This is a genomic window from Streptococcus troglodytae (assembly GCF_002355215.1).
Classification (GTDB): Bacteria; Bacillota; Bacilli; order Lactobacillales; family Streptococcaceae; genus Streptococcus; species Streptococcus troglodytae.
In genome coordinates this window covers 906,546-923,975 of the sequence record NZ_AP014612.1, presented here as the reverse complement: position 1 = coordinate 923,975, position 17,430 = coordinate 906,546, and the positions used below count along the sequence as shown (strand labels likewise).

The following is a 17,430-nucleotide window of genomic DNA, read 5'->3' as shown; positions in this document are numbered from 1 at the left end:
AAATTTTATACTTCAGTAAAATCTACTAAAATTAGTAGATTTTACTGAGATACAAATATCTCAGCTTGAAAAAAGCGACCGACACGATCGCCTTTAAAAGTTTATTTCTCTGGAACTTTAACATCACCAGATACAATTTTCTTCTTAGCATCATCAACAGCCTTTTTACCCTCTTTAGACAAATGTGTTGGTACTAAATCAACCCCTTTATCTTTAAGACCATAAGTTGTCACTTTACCGCCCGGGAATTTTTTCTTAGAAGTGTTTGTTGAAATCAACTGAACAGCCTTACCAACTTCTTTTAAGGAAGAAGCAAGAACAAAGTTAGACTTCTTACCATCCTTAGAAGTATATTTACCTTCAGCAGCTTGATCTCGGTCAACTCCAATGACCCAAACTTTTTTGTTTCTTTTTCTTTTCATTAACAGCTTTGGCTTCACTAAATACCCCTGCACCAGTACCGCCAGCAGCTTGGTAAATAACATCTGCACCGCTAGCATATTGTGCAGCAGCGATTGTCTTACCTTTGGCTGCATCTCCAAACGAACCAGCGTAATCAACTTGAATTTGAATAGAACTATCAACTGATTTCACACCAGCTTCAAAACCTTTTTCAAAACGAGTAATCACTTCAGATTTCACACCGCCTACAAAGCCGACCTTCTTTGATTTAGTTGTTTTTGCTGCAGCGATTCCTGCAAGGTAAGCAGCTTCATTATCAGCAAAGGTAACACTAGCGACATTGTTTTTCTCTTGGATAACATCATCAATAATAACGTAATGGATATTCTTATTATCTGCTGCTGTTTTTTCGATAGCATCATGCAAAGCATAGCCAATACCAAATATTAATTTATAACCGCTTGATGAAGCTGTATCAAGATTAGTAGCATAATCAGATTCACTAGCTGATTGGAAGTAATCAAAACCATTTCCTTTGCTAAGACCGTTATCTTTGCCCCAAGCCTGTAAACCTTCCCAAGCTGATTGATTAAATGATTTGTCATCAACACCGCCAGTATCAGTGACAATAGCGACTTTTAAGTCTGTCTTTGCCTTACCTTTTTCCCTAGCTGCACGGTTTCCACAAGCAGCAAGTCCCAATACTGCTACTGCAGTTAACCCTAAACCAATAATTTTCTTGTTCATGAAGATGAACCCTCCTAAATTTTATAAACAACAACTGTTGTAACATTTTATATTAAACCTAAAGGTTTAACAGACAAATTAAAATAGAACTACTTTAATTCTCTAAAGGAATAAGGAAGTAACTCTTCGACTGTCATCACGACCGTCTTACCACCCTTTGCAATTAAAGTGACTTTTGCAGATGGTTCAAAAAATTCAGCCATTACTTGACGGCAAGCACCACAAGGCGAAATAGGCTTTTGCGTCTCACCATAAATAGCAATTTCTTCTAAGTCATGATAACCTTCAGAAATAGCTTTGAAAATTGCTGTTCGTTCACCGCAATTGGTCAATCCAAAACTGGCATTTTCAATGTTACAGCCTTGATAGATTTTACCCGATTTGGTCTTAAGTGCCGCTCCAATCGGAAAACGTGAATAAGGAACATAAGCATTTTTACTAGCTTCAATAGCTGAACTGATTAAATCAATAACCACTGTTTGTTTGCTTTCCTTCCATAATAGTAACTCCAGCAGATGTCCCAATGCGTGTTGCACCTGCTTCAATAAAAGCTTGCGCATCTTCTAAAGATCGTGTTCCTCCTGCTGCCTTTACTCCAACATCAGGTCCTACCGTTTGACGCATAAGACGAACATCTTCTAACTTAGCCCCAGCAATTGAAAAACCAGTTGATGTTTTAACGAAATCAGCACCTGCTGCTACTGCAGCTTGACAAGCTTTAAACTTTTCTTCATCTGTGAGGAGGCAAGTTTCAATAATGACTTTCACCAATTTGTCACCACTGGCTTCAACAACTGCCCGAATATCTTCTTCAACAAAAGCAAAATGACCGGATTTAGCTTGGCCAATATTGATAACCATATCAACTTCGTCAGCTCCATGACTAATAGCATCCTTGGTTTCAAAAGCTTTTACAGCACTAGTCGTTGCTCCTAAAGGAAAACCAATAACAGTGCAAACTTTAATGTCTGTTCCTTCAAGAGCTTTAGCCGCATAAGAAACCCAAGTTGGATTGATACAGACACTGGCAAAATTATATGTCTTAGCTTCTCGAATCAGTTTATCAATCTGATCTTGCCTACTTTCTGGTTTTAATAAAGTATGGTCAATATATTGATTGATTTCCATGTTATCCTTTCTTAACAATCAAGTAATGATTTTTAAAATTTCAGTTACTTTCATTTCATCCTTATCTATTTTAACATTTTTTTGAATTCTGTAAGTAAGTTTTCCGATAATTTTTCATTGGAATAAATCTCTGCTAGCAAATCACCCTTTTGGATTCGATCGCCAACTTTTCTATAAAAAACGATTCCTGTCTCATAGTCAAGTTGATCCGTTTTGACTGCTCGTCCAGCCCCCAAACGCATAGCAAAAAGGCCAAAAGTTAGAGCAGGTAATTCCTTGATATAGCCGTTTTTATCAGCAAGAATCTTGGTCACAAATTTTGCAGCTGAAGGACGATGGAGATCATTTAAGTCACCACCTTGATAAACAATCATATCTTCAAATTTTTGAAGAGCCTGCCCATTGGTCAAATGTTCCTTGATTTCAGTCAGACTTCTCTTTTGTCCTGCCAATTCTAAAAGTAATTGAGCCAGCTGACAAATAAAATCAATAATATCCTGACGGCCTTTCCCCTGCATAATTTGCAAGGCTTCTAAAACTTCTAAACGATTGCCAATAGCTTGCCCCAAAGGCTGACTCATATCTGTAATGACAGCAATGGTCTGACGATCCACTTCTTTACCTAGGTTAACCATGGTTTGAGATAAGTCTTCAGCTTCTTTTAAAGTTTTCATAAAAGCACCATCACCTACTGTCACATCCAGTAAAATACGATCCGCCCCTGCGGCAATTTTCTTGCTCATAATTGAACTAGCAATCAAAGGTATCGTATCAACTGTTGCCGTGACGTCACGCAAGGCATATAATAACTTATCGGCTTTGACCAAATCATTAGATTGACCAATAACAGCCAAACCAATATCTTTTACCTGCTTAATAAAATCTGCTTGTGAACGCTCAACTTGATAACCCTTAATTGATTCCAATTTATCAAGAGTCCCGCCAGTATGTCCCAATCCGCGACCACTCATTTTAGCAACCGGCACTCCAAAACTGGCTACCAATGGCACTAAAATTAGGGTAACCTTATCACCAACACCACCTGTGGAATGCTTATCAACCTTTATTCCAGTAATAGCTGATAAATCAATTTGCTGACCAGACTTAACCATAGCCATGGTCAAATCTTGCGTCTCTCTAGCGCTCATTCCTTTAAAATAGATAGCCATAGCAAGTGCTGATATTTGATAATCAGGAACTTGGCCATTAACATATCCTTCAATGAGCCAAGAAATTTCTTCCTGTGCCAATGCCAACCCATCACGTTTTTTCTGAATTAAATCAACTGCTCTCATACAGATACCAAGAACGCTATAAAAAGCAAGTGAATGTTAAAAGCTTGCTAAAATCCTAATTGCTGATGCAAACTATCCAACTAAATTCAAGCTTTCTACTTGTGTTCAATCCCTTTCTTTCATACTTCTAAGGACATAGTAGCCTTTATCTTTTTTTAAAACAGTCACATTGCCAAAAACCTCTTCCATCTTAGCTTTAGCACTAGGAGCACCTTGCTTTTTTTGGATGACAATAGTCAAACTGCCATTTTCTTTTAAATGATTAATACTTTCCTCAATAATAGTGTGAACAACTTTCTTACCAGATCTAATGGGCGGATTGCTAATAATATAATCAAAACTATCAAAAACATTTTCATAGATATCAGATTGGAAAATATTAACAGCCTCTCCATTAATTTCAGCATTTTGACGGGCCAAATCAAGGGCACGGTTATTAATATCAACCATAGTAACGTCAAGTTGTTGAACCTTAGCCAAGGCAATGCCAAGCGGTCCATAGCCACAGCCAAGATCTAATAATGTTTTCCCCTTAGCAAAATCAAGGCTTTTTAAAAGAGTCTGACTGCCATAGTCAACCATGTTTTTACTAAAGACACCTGAATCTGTTAAAAAATGAAAAGACTGTCCCAGTAATTCAACCTTTATTTTTCTAATATCGTGTTTACTATCAGGATTTTCTGTATAGTACATATTATTCATTTTAACTTCACTCCTGTTTTGTGCTAATCAATTTTAGCACACTTTGAAACGGTTTTCAATTCAATGTGGTATAATATTTTTCAAAGGAGAATTTCATGGCAAACGAGTTTATTAATTTTGAAAAAATTTCCCGTAAAACTTGGCAGCACTTACATCAAGAATCACAACCACCCTTAAATGAAAATGAATTAAATTCCATCAAAAGTCTCAACGATAGAATAAGCATTAAAGATGTGATTGACATTTATTTACCACTTATTAGCTTGATTCAAATTTATAAAAAATCTCAGGAAAATCTTTCTTTTTCTAAAAGTATTTTTTTACAAAAAAATATCAGCAACCGCCCTTTCATTATTGGCGTATCAGGTTCTGTTGCTGTAGGAAAGTCAACGACCAGTCGTCTTTTGCAATTATTGCTAGCCAGAACATTTAAAAATGCTGCTGTTGAACTAATGACTACAGATGGCTTTTTATATCCCAATGCTGTTTTGTCTTCAAGGCATATGTTGAATAAAAAAGGCTTCCCTGAAAGCTATGATATGGAACGTCTGCTGAATTTCTTAGATACTATCAAAAATGGACAGACAGCTGAAATTCCTGTTTACTCACACGAAATTTACGATATTGTACCGAATAAAAGTCAAATAATTGAAGCACCTGACTTTCTTATCATAGAAGGAATCAATGTTTTTCAAAACCCTCAAAATAATCGTCTTTATATGAGTGATTTTTTTGATTTTTCTATTTATATTGATGCTGACAGTGACCATATTGAGGATTGGTATCTAGAGCGCTTTGCGACTCTGCTTGATTTAGCTAAAAATGACAAGCAAAATTACTACAACCGTTTCTTAAAATTAGGGAAAAAAGGTGCTCTTGACTTTGCCCGAGATATTTGGAAAGATATTAATTTAGTTAATCTAGAAAAATATATTGAACCAACACGAAGCCGTGCTGAGCTTATTCTTCATAAGACTAAAAATCATAAAATAGATGAAATTTACCTTAAAAAGTGAGAAAGACTTGCCAAATACTTTAATTTTCTATATAATGGTATAGTTATTATAATATGGAGGTAATAAAGACATTGGCAAATATTAAATCAGCTATTAAACGTGCTGAACTTAACGTTAAACAAATAACCGCAATTCAGCTCAAAAATCAGCTATGCGCTCAGCTATTAAAGCTTTTGAAGCAAACCCTAATGAAGAGCTTTTCCGTGCTGCTTCTTCAAGTATTGACAAAGCTAAATCAAAAGGTTTGATTCACAAAAATAAGGCAAGCCGCGATAAAGCACGTCTTGCAAGCAAATTAGCCAAATAAAAAACCTCGATTTTGAGGTTTTTTATTTATTAAAGATTAATAACATCTTCTAATCATACTGAACCGAATCTGTTTTTTATAACACTTTATTTATTAGCCAGTAGGCGAGCTTCAAACATTACTCCTTGTGGTTTTCTATCTTTAACAATTATACTGCCTTTTAAGCTGTCTGTTATTTGTTTTGCCAAAGACAAACCAAGTCCGAAGCCACCCTTTTGTCGTGTTCTGGCTCTATCAACCCGATAAAAACGATCAAAAATTTTCTTCTTATCCTCGTCTGAAATACCTTGACCATTGTCCGCAACTGAAAAATTAAACTGCGATCAGTTGTCTTGACGTCCAGCCAAATCTCCCCGTCGTTATCTGTATATTTGACAGCATTATCAAAAAGAATGGTCATTAATTGCTTCAGCAACGTCTTATCTGTCTTAATTTGACGGTTAACCTTATTAGCAATATGCAATTTCTTCCCGTTTTCTCGAGCGATCATCTCATAATTTTTAAAAGTATCATCAAAAAAACGAGGTTGGATTTCTGTTATTTCTGGTTTGATACCATCATCTCGACGGGCTAAATTAAGGAGATTTGCTGTCAGCATTCTCATGTTTCTGACCTCTTCCAAACTAGAAGCGATAGATTCCGATGACTCTAAGATAGTAGCCTCTGGTTTTCGAAACAAACTCTCCAAGCGATTTTGCAAAACAGCCAAAGGAGTACGTAACTCATGACTGGCATTTTCAACAAATGATTTTTGCTTTTCATAATTTTCCAGAATCGGTTTTTGACTCCACTTCGCTAAATAAACACTGGCAACAACTGATATAAGCCAAAAAACAATCATCACACTGATAATAATCGTAACATAACGCGTATTAGCCTCTTCAAGCTGTGTTGTATTAATAACAATCGTTGCAAATTTTATCTGTGGGTAAAAATCATTATTTACTTTAACTGTTACTGTCCGATACTTTTCGGTCTGACCGTAAATATTCTTAGCTTCTTGTTCAATAATATCACCAATATCTTTCAGTTTAGGGCGAATATGATACAAAGAAGAGAAGGCATTGACATTATTGATGACGTTATGCTTTTTATCATAAAGAATCGTATCTGTATTAGCAGCCATCTGGCCATTTGATTTTACTTTAAAAGAGGCATCTCCATTTTCAGCTTCAGCAATAGGATTATTACGCGACAGAGTCATATTGACATAATCATTGACATTCTCAGTTGCTATTTTTAGACTATTATCAACTGAAGAATAAATACCAAAATGCATCACCTGAATAATAATAACTGTCATAACAAAGAATATCCCGGTAAAAACAGCAAAGAAATGGCTAAAAAATGAAATATTCTCATCCTGCTTTTGTTTTCTTAATTTAATTAGCATCCTTCAAAATATATCCTACACTGCGTAATGTCTGTAAATTTTTTCCAAATGTGGTGTCTTTTAATTTTTTTCTGATTTTAGAAACATAGACTTCAACAACCGAAATTGTCGTATCACTATCAAAGCCCCAGATACGATCAAAAATTTGTGACTTAGGTAAAATGACGTTTTGATTTTGCAAGAAATAAACTAATAAGTCAAACTCTTTGCCGAGCATCTCAACTTCTTTTCCGTTTACCATTGTTGTATTAGTTGCTGTATCAACGGTTAATTCACCGTAAGTCAGATTATTTTCGTTGAACTTGCCTGAACGTTTGAGAAGGGCTTGAATACGCATTTTTAATTCTTCAAGATAGAATGGTTTTGTCAGATAATCATCAGCTCCTAATTCAAAACCATGCCCTTTGTCATCCAAACCTTCTTTAGCTGTCATAATCAAAACAGGCGTTGTTATCCCTTTTTCACGCAGTTCTTTTAAAACTTGAAAACCATTTTTTTCAGGAAGCATCAAGTCTAATAGGATTAAATCATAAACGCCGCTCTCTGCTTCATACAGTCCTTCTTCACCATCAAAAACCTGCATGACATCAGCAAAATCATCCAGAAAGTCAAAGATAGAGTTAGATAGACTCAAATCGTCTTCTACTAATAATAACTTTATCATATTTTACTCCTTTTTTACTTTCTATTATAGCATGACTTGGGATGTTTCGACTAGCCATTTGTTATGGAAGAATTTGAATTTGAATTGCTGCTACTATTAGAATCGGAATCACTATCCGATTGCGATGAATCACTTGAACCGCCACTCGGCGGAGTACCTTCCGGAGCACCTTGAGGCGGAGTACCCTTTTTAACATTTTTGGGCATGACAGGCTTCGCCTGAGTTAGTTTTGCCGTGGCATAGCCTCCAGAAAAGCAAAGTGCCATACCTAGGACAGCCAAAAAAGCCATCATCCATTTTGATTTAAAAATTTTCATAATTAACCTTTCTAAACACTAGATTATTATCCCTTCGCAACAATAATAATTAAACTGGTTAATACAGTTTTTGTTGCCAACGACAGAAAAATGGGGTTAACTATTATTTTTTTCATGTGATAGACCTCGTCTTTCTTATAGGATATGCTTAGTCTAACCAACCATGCTTAAAAGAGACTTAATATAGAATTTGCTGTTATGGAAGACACTCTTTGATATAACCTCTAAAGTAACATTGAATATTACTATTTAAGATATCCAAACACTCTAGTATCTGTAGCGGGTATGCCTACAGGCTTTCGATAAAACAAAAAAGATTTAGTCCTGTTTCCATACAAAACTAAATCTTCATCTCAAATTATTATTTAACTTTTAAAGTCCTATAAATCTATATTCTTAATTACAAAAAAGTATTGACAATAGTTTGTTCAACAGCAGTTTTTTCTTTTTCAATCAGCGTTATGCGAGCTGCTATTTCTTTAATTCCCATAGTAATATTACGGCTGATGGATAAATCATCTAATTGAGGCTCAAAGAAATCTTTGTATTCTGCCAGACGTTCTGGTGTCTTAAAGACATTTGCTGGAATAATTACAAAACTATCAAAACTCATATCACCACCAAGTGTGGCCTTAATCCAAGCCCAATTCTCACGCGCCCAAGTCCAAAAGATTTCTTGTGCAAATGATTTTCTCAAGAAAAGTCCATACCATAATGACAAATCTTGAGGCTTAATAACATCTCTATTAGACAATTGAGCTAGAATACGATCAAGCGTTATTTGCGATTTTGTATTTGCCAGAGCACTGGCTAATTGCCTGCGAAAATTACTGTCATTCGTTTTAACGTATGAATCTAAATAAAGACTTACTAAATCATCGGTTTCGGCATGCTTTATTTGATTCGTTAAAACATCAAGACGAATAGCGGCTGGAATGGCTTCAATATTTTCCTTATAATTTGCAAAAATCGCTTGTGCTTTTTCATTGGCATCAGGATCATCAGCATAAATCATATTAGAAATAGTAATTTGACGAACCTTTTCGTCCTCATCCATTTCCTCCACGGACTTTTCAAAACCTAGGCGCTGATAATTCGTACGATAAACATCACGAACAAGAACTTTAAACATTGATTCTGATTGGCTGTCTTCATCCAAAAATCGTTTTAAACCAGTAATTAATTGATCGCTAGCTGAAGCAACCATGTAAGACGTTTCGTGAGATAATTGTGTTAACAATTCTACTAATTCAGCATAAGAAATCTGACCGCTTTCTGCTAGAAGGCGACGTTCCTGAATAATTTGCAGCTTGGAGGTTTTATCAAGATTCTCAAAATCAGATAAGATTGATTTTAACAGCTGACCTTCATAATTAATAATATAATGAGCTGTATTACCTGTATTTAAGCGTAATGATCCCTTTTCTTTATTTACAGCAGCTAATTGACTAAAATTAGGAATTGCAATCGTTTTTTCCGATAATATTTCCGGTAAACCCGACCAATTGCTGTTAAGAGGAATTGGCCAAAGACGATCTTGCTCCTCATATTCCCCGATGAAAAATTGTTTTTGAGATAGTTGCAGGCTATCTCCTTCAAGTTTAAGTGTCACTAAAGGGTAACCTGGTTGTTCAAGCCAAGCGTCCATGAAACTGGCAACATCCTTACCAGAAGCGGTTGACAAAGCGTTCCACAGATCACGCCCAACAGTGTTATTGTATTGATGCTTTTCAAAGTAAAATTTCAGTCCAGCAGCAAAAGCTCTGTCACCTAACCAGCGACGCAACATATGCATCAGTCGGCTTCCTTTAGCATAGACAATAGCAGCATCAAAAAGTGTATTGATTTCATCAGGATGGTTAACTGCGACATGGACAGATTGAACACCATCAGTTGCATCACGCTTCAAAGCATGAGGAACACCGCTGGTTTGAAAGTCTTCAAAAATATGCCAGTTTGGTTCAATAGCATCAATAGCAACATATTCCATCATATTGGCAAAACTTTCATTTAGCCAAAGGTCATCCCACCACTTCATGGTTACCAGATTACCAAACCATTGATGCGCCAGTTCATGGGCAACAACAAGTGCAACCTGCTGGCGGCTGCTAACGGTAGAATTTTCATCAACAAGAAGATAAACCTCACGATAAGTGATTAATCCCCAGTTCTCCATAGCACCTGCTGAAAAATCCGGTAAGGCAACATGATAAGCCTGTGCAATAGGATACTTAATACCATAATAATCTTCATAAAAATCAATAACACGAACAGCAATATCTAAAGCAAAATCAACCGAATCGATATTATGGGCGCAGGTTGCAAAAACACCTACTTCTGTTCCGCCTTTTGTATAGGCCGTTTTACCATGAAGATTACCTAAGGTAAAAGCCAGCAGATACGAAGACATTCTTGGAGTTGTTTCAAAGGTCCAGACACCCGTTTCTTGACGACGATTAGCATTAATTTCTGGCATGTTCGAAAGAGCAATGTCTCCTTCTTCCTGATCAAATTTTAAAGCCAAATCAAAGGTTGCCTTGGCTTCTGGTTCATCAATACTTGGAAAAACTTCACGGGCAAAGTGACTTTCAAATTGTGTTGAAATAATATCTTTTTTAACATTTTCAACCGTGTAATAGGAAGGATATATTCCTGTCATATTGTCTGTAATCTTACCTGAAAATTCAAGAACAAGGGTCATACTGCCTGTCTCAGGCAGTTCAATCCGAACAGCCTCATTTTCATTATCAATATGATAAGTTAATTCATTATTATCTAAAAGAACTGAATGAATCGTTAAATCCTTCTGATGGAAGGAAATAACATTATCTAGCGCTTCTCCATTAATAGCAACATTTCCTGAAAAAACCTTTTCCTGACGGTTAATATCAAGGAAAATATTATAATTTTCAGGTACAAACTTTTCAATAAGGTGTTCTACAGTTTCCATGTATCTCCTCAATTATTTCAAAATTCTAAGAATATATTATATCATAATTCAATGATTTTGCCAGTTTTAAGATAAACAATCCATTCACAGATATTTCTTGCATAATCACCAATACGTTCAAGATACATCAGAACTTGGAAATATTCCTTTCCTGCAAAAGCCGCATTAGGTGCTTTCTTAATTTCTTCAACAGCTAAATTTTGAATATCTTTAAAGTAATTATCAATAATCTCATCTGTTGCCGCAATTTCATATGCTTTTTTATCATCGCCATTAATATAAGCATTTAAAGCATCTTCCACTATATGTTTAACAGCCTTTCCCATCTCACTGATTTGCTTTTCAACATCTAAAAGGCGTTCCTCACCTTTCATTCGGATAGTTGCTTTAGCTATAGATGAGGCGTGATCACCCATACGTTCAATGTCACTTGAGGCCTTAAGGACAGTGATTACTGTTCTTAAGTCATTAGAAACAGGTTGCTGCAGTGCAATAATTTCAAGAGATTTCTTTTCCAGTTTCGTTTCATATTCATTGACAACATCATCTTCAGCAATAACTTCTTTTGCCAAATCACGATCATGACTGACAAAAGCGCGAACTGTTTTATTAATTTGTGCCAGCACCTCTGTTCCCATAGCGTAGAATTGATTGTGCAGCTTATCTAACTCTTCCTCAAATTGTGTTCTTAACATGTTCTCATCTCTTTTCTATCTCTAAATTTATCTATCCAAATTTACCTGTAATATAATCTTCGGTTTCCTGCTTTTGCGGATTCATAAACATTTCTTTGGTATTTCCATATTCTACCAAATCACCAGCTAAGAAAAATCCTGTACGATTAGAAATACGTGAAGCTTGCTGCATAGAACGTGTCACCACAAGCATTGTGTATTTTTCTTTCAAACCATAAAGTGTATCCTCAATTTTTCCTGCTGAAATAGGATCTAAGGCTGAAGTTGGTTCATCTAACAAAATAATCTTAGGGCTTGTTGCTAACACTCTAGCAATACAAACACGTTGCTGCTGCCCCCCTGATAAACCAATTGCTGAATCATGTAAACGGTCTTTAACCTCATCCCAAATGGAAGCCCCTATCAAAGATTTTTCAACAGCTTCATCCAAAATTTTCTTATCTTTAACACCTTTTAAACGAAGACCGTAAACAACATTTTCATAAATAGTCATTGGAAAGGGATTAGGTTGCTGGAAAACCATACCAATTTCCTTACGTAACTCAACTGTATCTGTTCGAGGGCTGTAGATATTGTGACCATTATATATAATCGAACCTGTAACTGTCACCTCGGGATTCAGATCACCCATTCTATTTATAGCACGTAACAAAGTTGACTTACCAGATCCTGATGGTCCAATTAACGAAGTGATTTCATTAGGATAAAAATCAATAGATACATTATGAAGTGCCTTTTTTTTACCATAGTAAACAGAAAGATCGTTTACTTTTAAAATAGGTTCTGTCATCTCTTTCCTTTCTATCCAAAGTGTCCAGATACATAGTCACTTGTCGATTGCAATTTAGCATTTTGAAAAATATTATTTGTCTTATCGTACTCAATCAAATCTCCTAGATAGAAGAAAGCGGTATAATCACTAGCACGGGCCGCCTGCTGCATATTATGCGTAACGATAATAATAGTATAGTTTTCTTTAAGTTCAGACATAGTCTCTTCTAGCTGCATAGTTGCAATTGGATCCAAAGCAGAAGCCGGTTCGTCCATCAAAAGGATATCCGGCTTAACAGCAATGGCACGCGCAATACAGAGTCGCTGCTGCTGTCCACCCGAAAGTGTAAAAGCGGATTTATGAAGATCATCTTTCACCTGTTCCCAAAGAGCTGCTTGTTTTAAAGAGGTTTCAACAACTTCGTCAAGAAATTGTTTATCTTTAACACCAGCGCGTTCGTAAGCAAAGGTAATATTTTTATAGATGGATTTCGCAAACGGATTTGGTCTTTGAAAGACCATACCAATGTGTTTGCGCATTTCATAAACATTAATATTAGCAGCATTGACATCAATACCTTCAAATAAAATTTGACCAGTCACTTTAGCAATATCAATAGTGTCATTCATGCGATTTAAACTACGAAGAAAAGTAGATTTCCCACAGCCAGAAGGGCCAATTAAAGCAGTGATCTTCTTTTTTTCAAATTGCATATCAATTCCTTTAATGGCTTCCTTTTCGCCGTAATAAACATGAAGATCTTTCGTTGACAAAGCCAAGATTTCTTCAGGAAAAGTAATGATATGTCTTTCATTCCAATTATATTCAGTCATTAATTTTCTTCTCCTTTAAGCTGCTGATGTCAACTTAGCATGTAATTTTTTACCAATATAACGAGCAGACAGATTGAAAATCAAAATAAAAATAAGTAAAACTGCTGCGCTTCCTTCTGATACTTTGGTCGCATCCGGAATAGTGCCTTCACTATTAACTTTCCAAATATGAACGGCAAGAGTTTCAGATTGACGAAAGATGGAAATCGGGCTGGTAACACTAAGTGGATTCCAATTACCCCAATCAAGAGCAGGTGCCGATTGACCTGCTGTATAGATAAGTGCCGCTGCTTCACCAAAAATCCGACCAGAAGCCAAGACAATCCCCGTCACAATCCCCGGAAGTGCTTCGGGAATGACAACATGTAAAACAGTTTCCCACCGAGAAATGCCTAAAGCAAGACCAGCCTCGCGTTGAGTATGATGCACATTGCGCAAACTATCTTCAATATTGCGTGTCATTTGCGGTAAATTAAAACAGTTAAAGCCAAAGCACCTGAAATAATGGAAAAGCCATATTGAAATTGAACAACAAAATTAAATAACCAAAAAGTCCAACAACAACTGATGGGAGAGAAGACAAAATTTCAATACAAGTACGTATAAAATCTGTCAAACGCCCTTTTTTAGCATATTCCGATAAATAAATCCCTGCTCCCATAGACAAGGGTATGGAAATAATTAATGTCACGACCAAAAGAAAGAAAGAATTATAAAGCTGAATACCAATACCACCACCAGCTTCATAAGAAGAAGAACGGCCGGTCAAAAAGTGCCAACTGACCTTAGGCAACCCCCGTACAAGAATAAAGAGTAAAAGCGAAGCCAAGATGGCAACAATAATACCTGCAATTGTATAAAGAATACCTGTAGCTAATTTATCAAGTTTCTTAGCGCTCATAATTTTTCTTACCTTCCCTTGTAATAAATCTCATCAACAAATTAAAGCCCAAGCTCATAACAAGAAGAACTAAAGCTAAAGACCAAAGGACATTATTTTGAACGGTTCCCATAACGGTATTACCGATTCCCATTGTTAAAACTGAAGTCAGAGTTGACGCAGGTGTTGTCAAGGAAGTTGGAATAACAGCTGAGTTGCCCACAACCATTTGGATGGCTAAGGCTTCGCCAAATGCCCGTGCCATTCCAAAAACAACAGCCGTAAAAATCCCAGATTTAGCAGCATTTAAAATCACACGCCAAATCGTTTGCCAGCGAGTAGCTCCCATAGCAAGACTGGCTTCCTTATAATGTCTGGGAACAGCTTTTAAACTATCAACTGTCATAAAGGTTACTGTCGGTAAAATCATAACAAAGAGGACAAAAACCCCTGATAAAATCCCAAAACCAGTCCCACCAAAAATAGATCTCACAAAAGGAACCACCATTTGCAAGCCAATAAATCCATAAACAACTGAAGGAATCCCCACCAAAAGCTCAACGACAGGTTGTAAAATTTTGGCACCGTACTTAGGTGAAATTTCAGTCATAAAGACTGCTGCTCCAATAGCAAAAGGAGTCGCAATAACAGCAGATAAAATAGTTACAATAAAAGAACCTAAAATCATCGGCAAAGCCCCAAGTAATGGTTTACCATCAGCTCCCTTAACATTTGGCTGCCACTCTGTCCCAAACAAGAATTTAAGAGGATTGATTTTATTCACAAAAAAGGTTGACAATCCCTTTTGGGCAACAAAAATAAGAATCATTGCTACAATAATAACAATTAAGATTAAGCAGAAAAGCGTAATCAACTTTCCGAATTTTTCCAAACGAGAATTTTTGGAAGGCGATGTCAGCTTTTTAGCAAGTTCTTGATTTTTCATGATTCCTCCATACATCAAGATAAAAGAACTCAAACAAGAAAAATAGAAATCTTATTTTCTTCTCTATGCAATTTATTTAGCAGTTACAGTACCATCTGCACGCTTAACAACTTTCATATCATTAACAGAAATATAACCCATTCTGGTCACAACACCTTTTGAATCTTGTCACTCATCATGAATTTTAAAAATTCTTTGGTTAAACCTTTGGCTTCTCCTTTAGTATACATATGTTCATAAGACCAGAGTGGCCAATTATTAGTTGTGACATTCTTAACGGTTGGTTCATAACCATTTAATTTTAAAGTTTTCACGGACTTATCAACGTAAGCAAAAGCGAGGTAAGAAATAGCGCCCGGTGTCTGTGAAACAATTGACTTCACCATTCCATTTGAATCTTGTTCTTGACTTTGTCTGGCACTTTTTCCTTTCATGACGACACTGTCAAAGGTAGCACGTGAACCCGAACTAGCAGCACGATTGATAATCGAAATTTCCAAATCTTGTCCGCCAAGCTGTTTCCAGTTTGTATATTCTCCCGTGAAAATTTTTCTTAATTGATCAAGGGTCAAATTTGATGCTTTAACTTTTTTGTTAGTAATGACGGCAATGCCTGCAACAGCAACTTGATGGTCGACTAACTTACTGGCATCAATACCATCTTTTTCTTCAGCAAAAAGATCGCTATTCCCAATTTGAATAGCACCTGATTGAACTTGGGAGAGTCCTGTACCAGAACCTCCACCTTGAACATTAACTGTTTTGCCAATGTTAGCATGTCCAAATTCATCCGAAGAAGCTTCAACTAAGGGCTGCAAAGCCGTAGAACCAACACTGGTAATTGACTGCCCTTTATCAATCCAATTGGAACATGCCGCTAAGACAAGACTAGCTAAGGCTAGCATTGCGAATAAAGTTACTTTTTCTTTTTCATTACCCGCTTTCCTTTCTTTATCAATTATAACAATAAAATAAATCAAACGGTTTGCAATTCTTAGCTTTTCCGCAAAATGTATTCTATAACATTCAGGATTAAAAACGAAGGCCCTTAGGGAAATAATTTTTGATAGTGTTGCCAACTACTTTTGCAAAACCTAGGCCATTACCATTTATAAGAATTTGATACCAGCCATTTTCATAATTTGTAGTAAGGGGAATAATATTTCCAGAAGTATACACCTTGAACTGTTCTATATCAATTTCTATTGATTGAACAACCTCACCCTTTCTTAGGGCAATTCCTAAAGCAAAGGAGGGTTCAAAACGATTTTTCTTAAAAGTCCCCAAATGCAAACCATTTCGAGCAATTTTTAATTGAGACATATCGGGTAAACCATGCGGCAAGAGATACAGATTATCACCAAAAGTCTGATAAAAACCATCTAATTTAACGTTAAGATGTTTATGAGCAAACTCCTGCCACAACTGCTCCTGCTCTTTTTTTAATTGATTTTTATTAGGTTTAATAGCCCTAGTTTGAGGAGCGCGTCTATCTGATAATTTAGCTATAAACTGACCTTCTCCTTTGAAAAGATGGGGATACATACGAGCCACTTGTGGCATATCAATACCTTGAACCATACCATTTAACTTAGGAACATTTACCAATTCTAAATAATCGTATTGAGAAAGCAGCCACCTGATAACCGCTTCATTTTCTTCAGGCGCCCAAGTGCAAGTAGAATAAACGATACTACCACCTATTGCCAGCATTTTCATGGCTTCCACTAAGATTTCTTTTTGAAGACTTGCACATTCCATTGGATAGTCTTCATGCCAGTACTGAATGGCCGCTGGGTCTTTCCGAAACATGCCTTCACCTGAACAAGGAGCATCCAAAACAATCAAATCAAAATAATGCTCAAAAACTCTAGCGAGATTTTTGGGACTTTCATTGGTAACAACAACATTTCGAGCACCAAAGCGCTCAACATTTTCAACAAGAATCTTACTGCGTTTTTTTGAAATATCGTTACTTACTAAAATACCACTATTGTCAAGATAGGATAAAAGATGAGTCGTTTTGCCGCCCGGTGCTGCTGCTAAATCAAGAACTTTCATCCCTCTTTTCGGCGCTGCTACTTGACCAACCATCTGAGCTGCAGGTTCCTGCGAATAAACTAAACCAGAAACATGCTCGGCTGATTTCCCAGAAATTTTACCATAATGTCCCCAAACGGTATTGGCGATAGCATTCTCAAAAGGAAATTGCTCTTTTTTTAAGGGATTTGTCCGAAAAGCCCAAATAGGTTCTTGATCAAAACTCTTTAAAAAAGCTTTAGCTTTAGAGCCTAAAATGGTTTGATATTTTTCTACAAATTTATCAGGTAATAACATATTTTTCAATTGTTTCTTTTATAAACAGCCAAAGACCTAATTGACT

The 17,430-nt window shown here is 36.3% G+C and carries 12 protein-coding genes and 6 pseudogenes; 2 read left to right on the top strand and 16 right to left on the bottom strand.

All coding sequences use genetic code 11. From position 1 onward, the window contains the following. Window positions 1-101: 101 nt before the first annotated feature. The 5 genes and pseudogenes from SRT_RS04705 to SRT_RS04685 all read right to left on the bottom strand — a co-directional run bounded on the left by SRT_RS04705 (window position 102) and on the right by SRT_RS04685 (window position 4,274). Window positions 102-1,149, bottom strand: a pseudogene (locus SRT_RS04705) (BMP family lipoprotein). An 89-nt stretch (window positions 1,150-1,238) separates the two neighbouring features. Beyond that, the gene (locus SRT_RS04700) at window positions 1,239-1,709 is read right to left on the bottom strand and encodes a cytidine deaminase (protein WP_219729277.1); all 471 of its coding nucleotides are present in this window, start codon (window positions 1,707-1,709) and stop codon (window positions 1,239-1,241) included. Then, window positions 1,615-2,277, bottom strand: coding sequence for a deoxyribose-phosphate aldolase (gene deoC / locus SRT_RS04695; RefSeq protein ID WP_128833227.1), 663 nt, complete (start codon window positions 2,275-2,277; stop codon window positions 1,615-1,617). The genes SRT_RS04700 and deoC overlap by 95 nt, the downstream gene beginning before the upstream one ends. 18 nt (window positions 2,278-2,295) lie before the next feature. Next, window positions 2,296-3,572: pseudogene (locus SRT_RS04690) on the bottom strand (pyrimidine-nucleoside phosphorylase). A gap of 105 nt (window positions 3,573-3,677) precedes the next feature. After that, on the bottom strand, window positions 3,678-4,274 hold the full coding sequence (locus SRT_RS04685; RefSeq protein WP_128833225.1) for a class I SAM-dependent methyltransferase: 597 nt from the start codon (window positions 4,272-4,274) through the stop codon (window positions 3,678-3,680). A gap of 95 nt (window positions 4,275-4,369) precedes the next feature. Between SRT_RS04685 and coaA the strand changes: the two genes are divergently transcribed. After that, on the top strand, window positions 4,370-5,290 hold the full coding sequence (coaA, locus tag SRT_RS04680) for a type I pantothenate kinase (RefSeq protein ID WP_128833224.1): 921 nt from the start codon (window positions 4,370-4,372) through the stop codon (window positions 5,288-5,290). Window positions 5,291-5,361: 71 nt separating this feature from the next. After that, window positions 5,362-5,597 (top strand): annotated as a pseudogene (rpsT, locus tag SRT_RS04675) (30S ribosomal protein S20). Between the two features lie 86 nt (window positions 5,598-5,683). Here the strand turns inward: rpsT and ciaH are convergent. From ciaH to SRT_RS04620, 11 genes and pseudogenes are all read right to left on the bottom strand, one after another. Further along, a pseudogene (ciaH, locus tag SRT_RS04670) lies at window positions 5,684-6,990 on the bottom strand (three-component system sensor histidine kinase CiaH). Then, window positions 6,980-7,654: a three-component system response regulator CiaR gene (gene ciaR / locus SRT_RS04665; protein WP_128833223.1), complete on the bottom strand. Its 675-nt coding sequence runs from the start codon at window positions 7,652-7,654 to the stop codon at window positions 6,980-6,982. The pseudogene ciaH and the gene ciaR overlap by 11 nt, the downstream one beginning before the upstream one ends. A 50-nt stretch (window positions 7,655-7,704) precedes the next feature. Next, window positions 7,705-7,971, bottom strand: a complete 267-nt coding sequence (locus SRT_RS04660; protein ID WP_128833222.1) for a hypothetical protein — start codon at window positions 7,969-7,971, stop codon at window positions 7,705-7,707. Between the two features lie 400 nt (window positions 7,972-8,371). Continuing rightward, on the bottom strand, window positions 8,372-10,921 hold the full coding sequence (locus SRT_RS04655; RefSeq protein WP_128833221.1) for a M1 family metallopeptidase: 2,550 nt from the start codon (window positions 10,919-10,921) through the stop codon (window positions 8,372-8,374). 41 nt (window positions 10,922-10,962) lie between these two features. Continuing rightward, window positions 10,963-11,616 (bottom strand): phosphate signaling complex protein PhoU, encoded by a 654-nt coding sequence (gene phoU, locus SRT_RS04650; protein ID WP_128833220.1) that lies wholly within the window; start codon window positions 11,614-11,616, stop codon window positions 10,963-10,965. Window positions 11,617-11,647: 31 nt separating this feature from the next. After that, entirely contained in the window at window positions 11,648-12,406 is a 759-nt protein-coding gene (gene pstB, locus SRT_RS04645; protein ID WP_128833219.1) for a phosphate ABC transporter ATP-binding protein PstB, read from the bottom strand. An 11-nt stretch (window positions 12,407-12,417) separates the two neighbouring features. Beyond that, on the bottom strand, window positions 12,418-13,221 hold the full coding sequence (gene pstB, locus SRT_RS04640; protein ID WP_128833218.1) for a phosphate ABC transporter ATP-binding protein PstB: 804 nt from the start codon (window positions 13,219-13,221) through the stop codon (window positions 12,418-12,420). Window positions 13,222-13,236: 15 nt separating this feature from the next. Next, window positions 13,237-14,122 (bottom strand): annotated as a pseudogene (gene pstA / locus SRT_RS04635) (phosphate ABC transporter permease PstA). Then, window positions 14,112-15,047: a phosphate ABC transporter permease subunit PstC gene (pstC, locus tag SRT_RS04630; RefSeq protein ID WP_128833217.1), complete on the bottom strand. Its 936-nt coding sequence runs from the start codon at window positions 15,045-15,047 to the stop codon at window positions 14,112-14,114. Before pstC ends, pstA begins: the two are co-directional and overlap by 11 nt. 72 nt (window positions 15,048-15,119) lie before the next feature. After that, window positions 15,120-15,952, bottom strand: a pseudogene (locus tag SRT_RS04625) (phosphate ABC transporter substrate-binding protein PstS family protein). A gap of 127 nt (window positions 15,953-16,079) precedes the next feature. Next, the gene (locus SRT_RS04620; protein ID WP_128834033.1) at window positions 16,080-17,384 is read right to left on the bottom strand and encodes an RsmF rRNA methyltransferase first C-terminal domain-containing protein; all 1,305 of its coding nucleotides are present in this window, start codon (window positions 17,382-17,384) and stop codon (window positions 16,080-16,082) included. Window positions 17,385-17,430 lie beyond the last annotated feature (46 nt).

Coding starts and splice junctions, on each gene's coding strand:
- SRT_RS04700 (WP_219729277.1), bottom strand. CDS start 1,709: ATGCGCAAGCTTTTATTGAAGCAGGTGCAACACGCATTGGGACATCTG.
- deoC (WP_128833227.1), bottom strand. CDS start 2,277: ATGGAAATCAATCAATATATTGACCATACTTTATTAAAACCAGAAAGT.
- SRT_RS04685 (WP_128833225.1), bottom strand. CDS start 4,274: ATGAATAATATGTACTATACAGAAAATCCTGATAGTAAACACGATATT.
- coaA (WP_128833224.1), top strand. CDS start 4,370: ATGGCAAACGAGTTTATTAATTTTGAAAAAATTTCCCGTAAAACTTGG.
- ciaR (WP_128833223.1), bottom strand. CDS start 7,654: ATGATAAAGTTATTATTAGTAGAAGACGATTTGAGTCTATCTAACTCT.
- SRT_RS04660 (WP_128833222.1), bottom strand. CDS start 7,971: ATGAAAATTTTTAAATCAAAATGGATGATGGCTTTTTTGGCTGTCCTA.
- SRT_RS04655 (WP_128833221.1), bottom strand. CDS start 10,921: ATGGAAACTGTAGAACACCTTATTGAAAAGTTTGTACCTGAAAATTAT.
- phoU (WP_128833220.1), bottom strand. CDS start 11,616: ATGTTAAGAACACAATTTGAGGAAGAGTTAGATAAGCTGCACAATCAA.
- pstB (WP_128833219.1), bottom strand. CDS start 12,406: ATGACAGAACCTATTTTAAAAGTAAACGATCTTTCTGTTTACTATGGT.
- pstB (WP_128833218.1), bottom strand. CDS start 13,221: ATGACTGAATATAATTGGAATGAAAGACATATCATTACTTTTCCTGAA.
- pstC (WP_128833217.1), bottom strand. CDS start 15,047: ATGAAAAATCAAGAACTTGCTAAAAAGCTGACATCGCCTTCCAAAAAT.
- SRT_RS04620 (WP_128834033.1), bottom strand. CDS start 17,384: ATGTTATTACCTGATAAATTTGTAGAAAAATATCAAACCATTTTAGGC.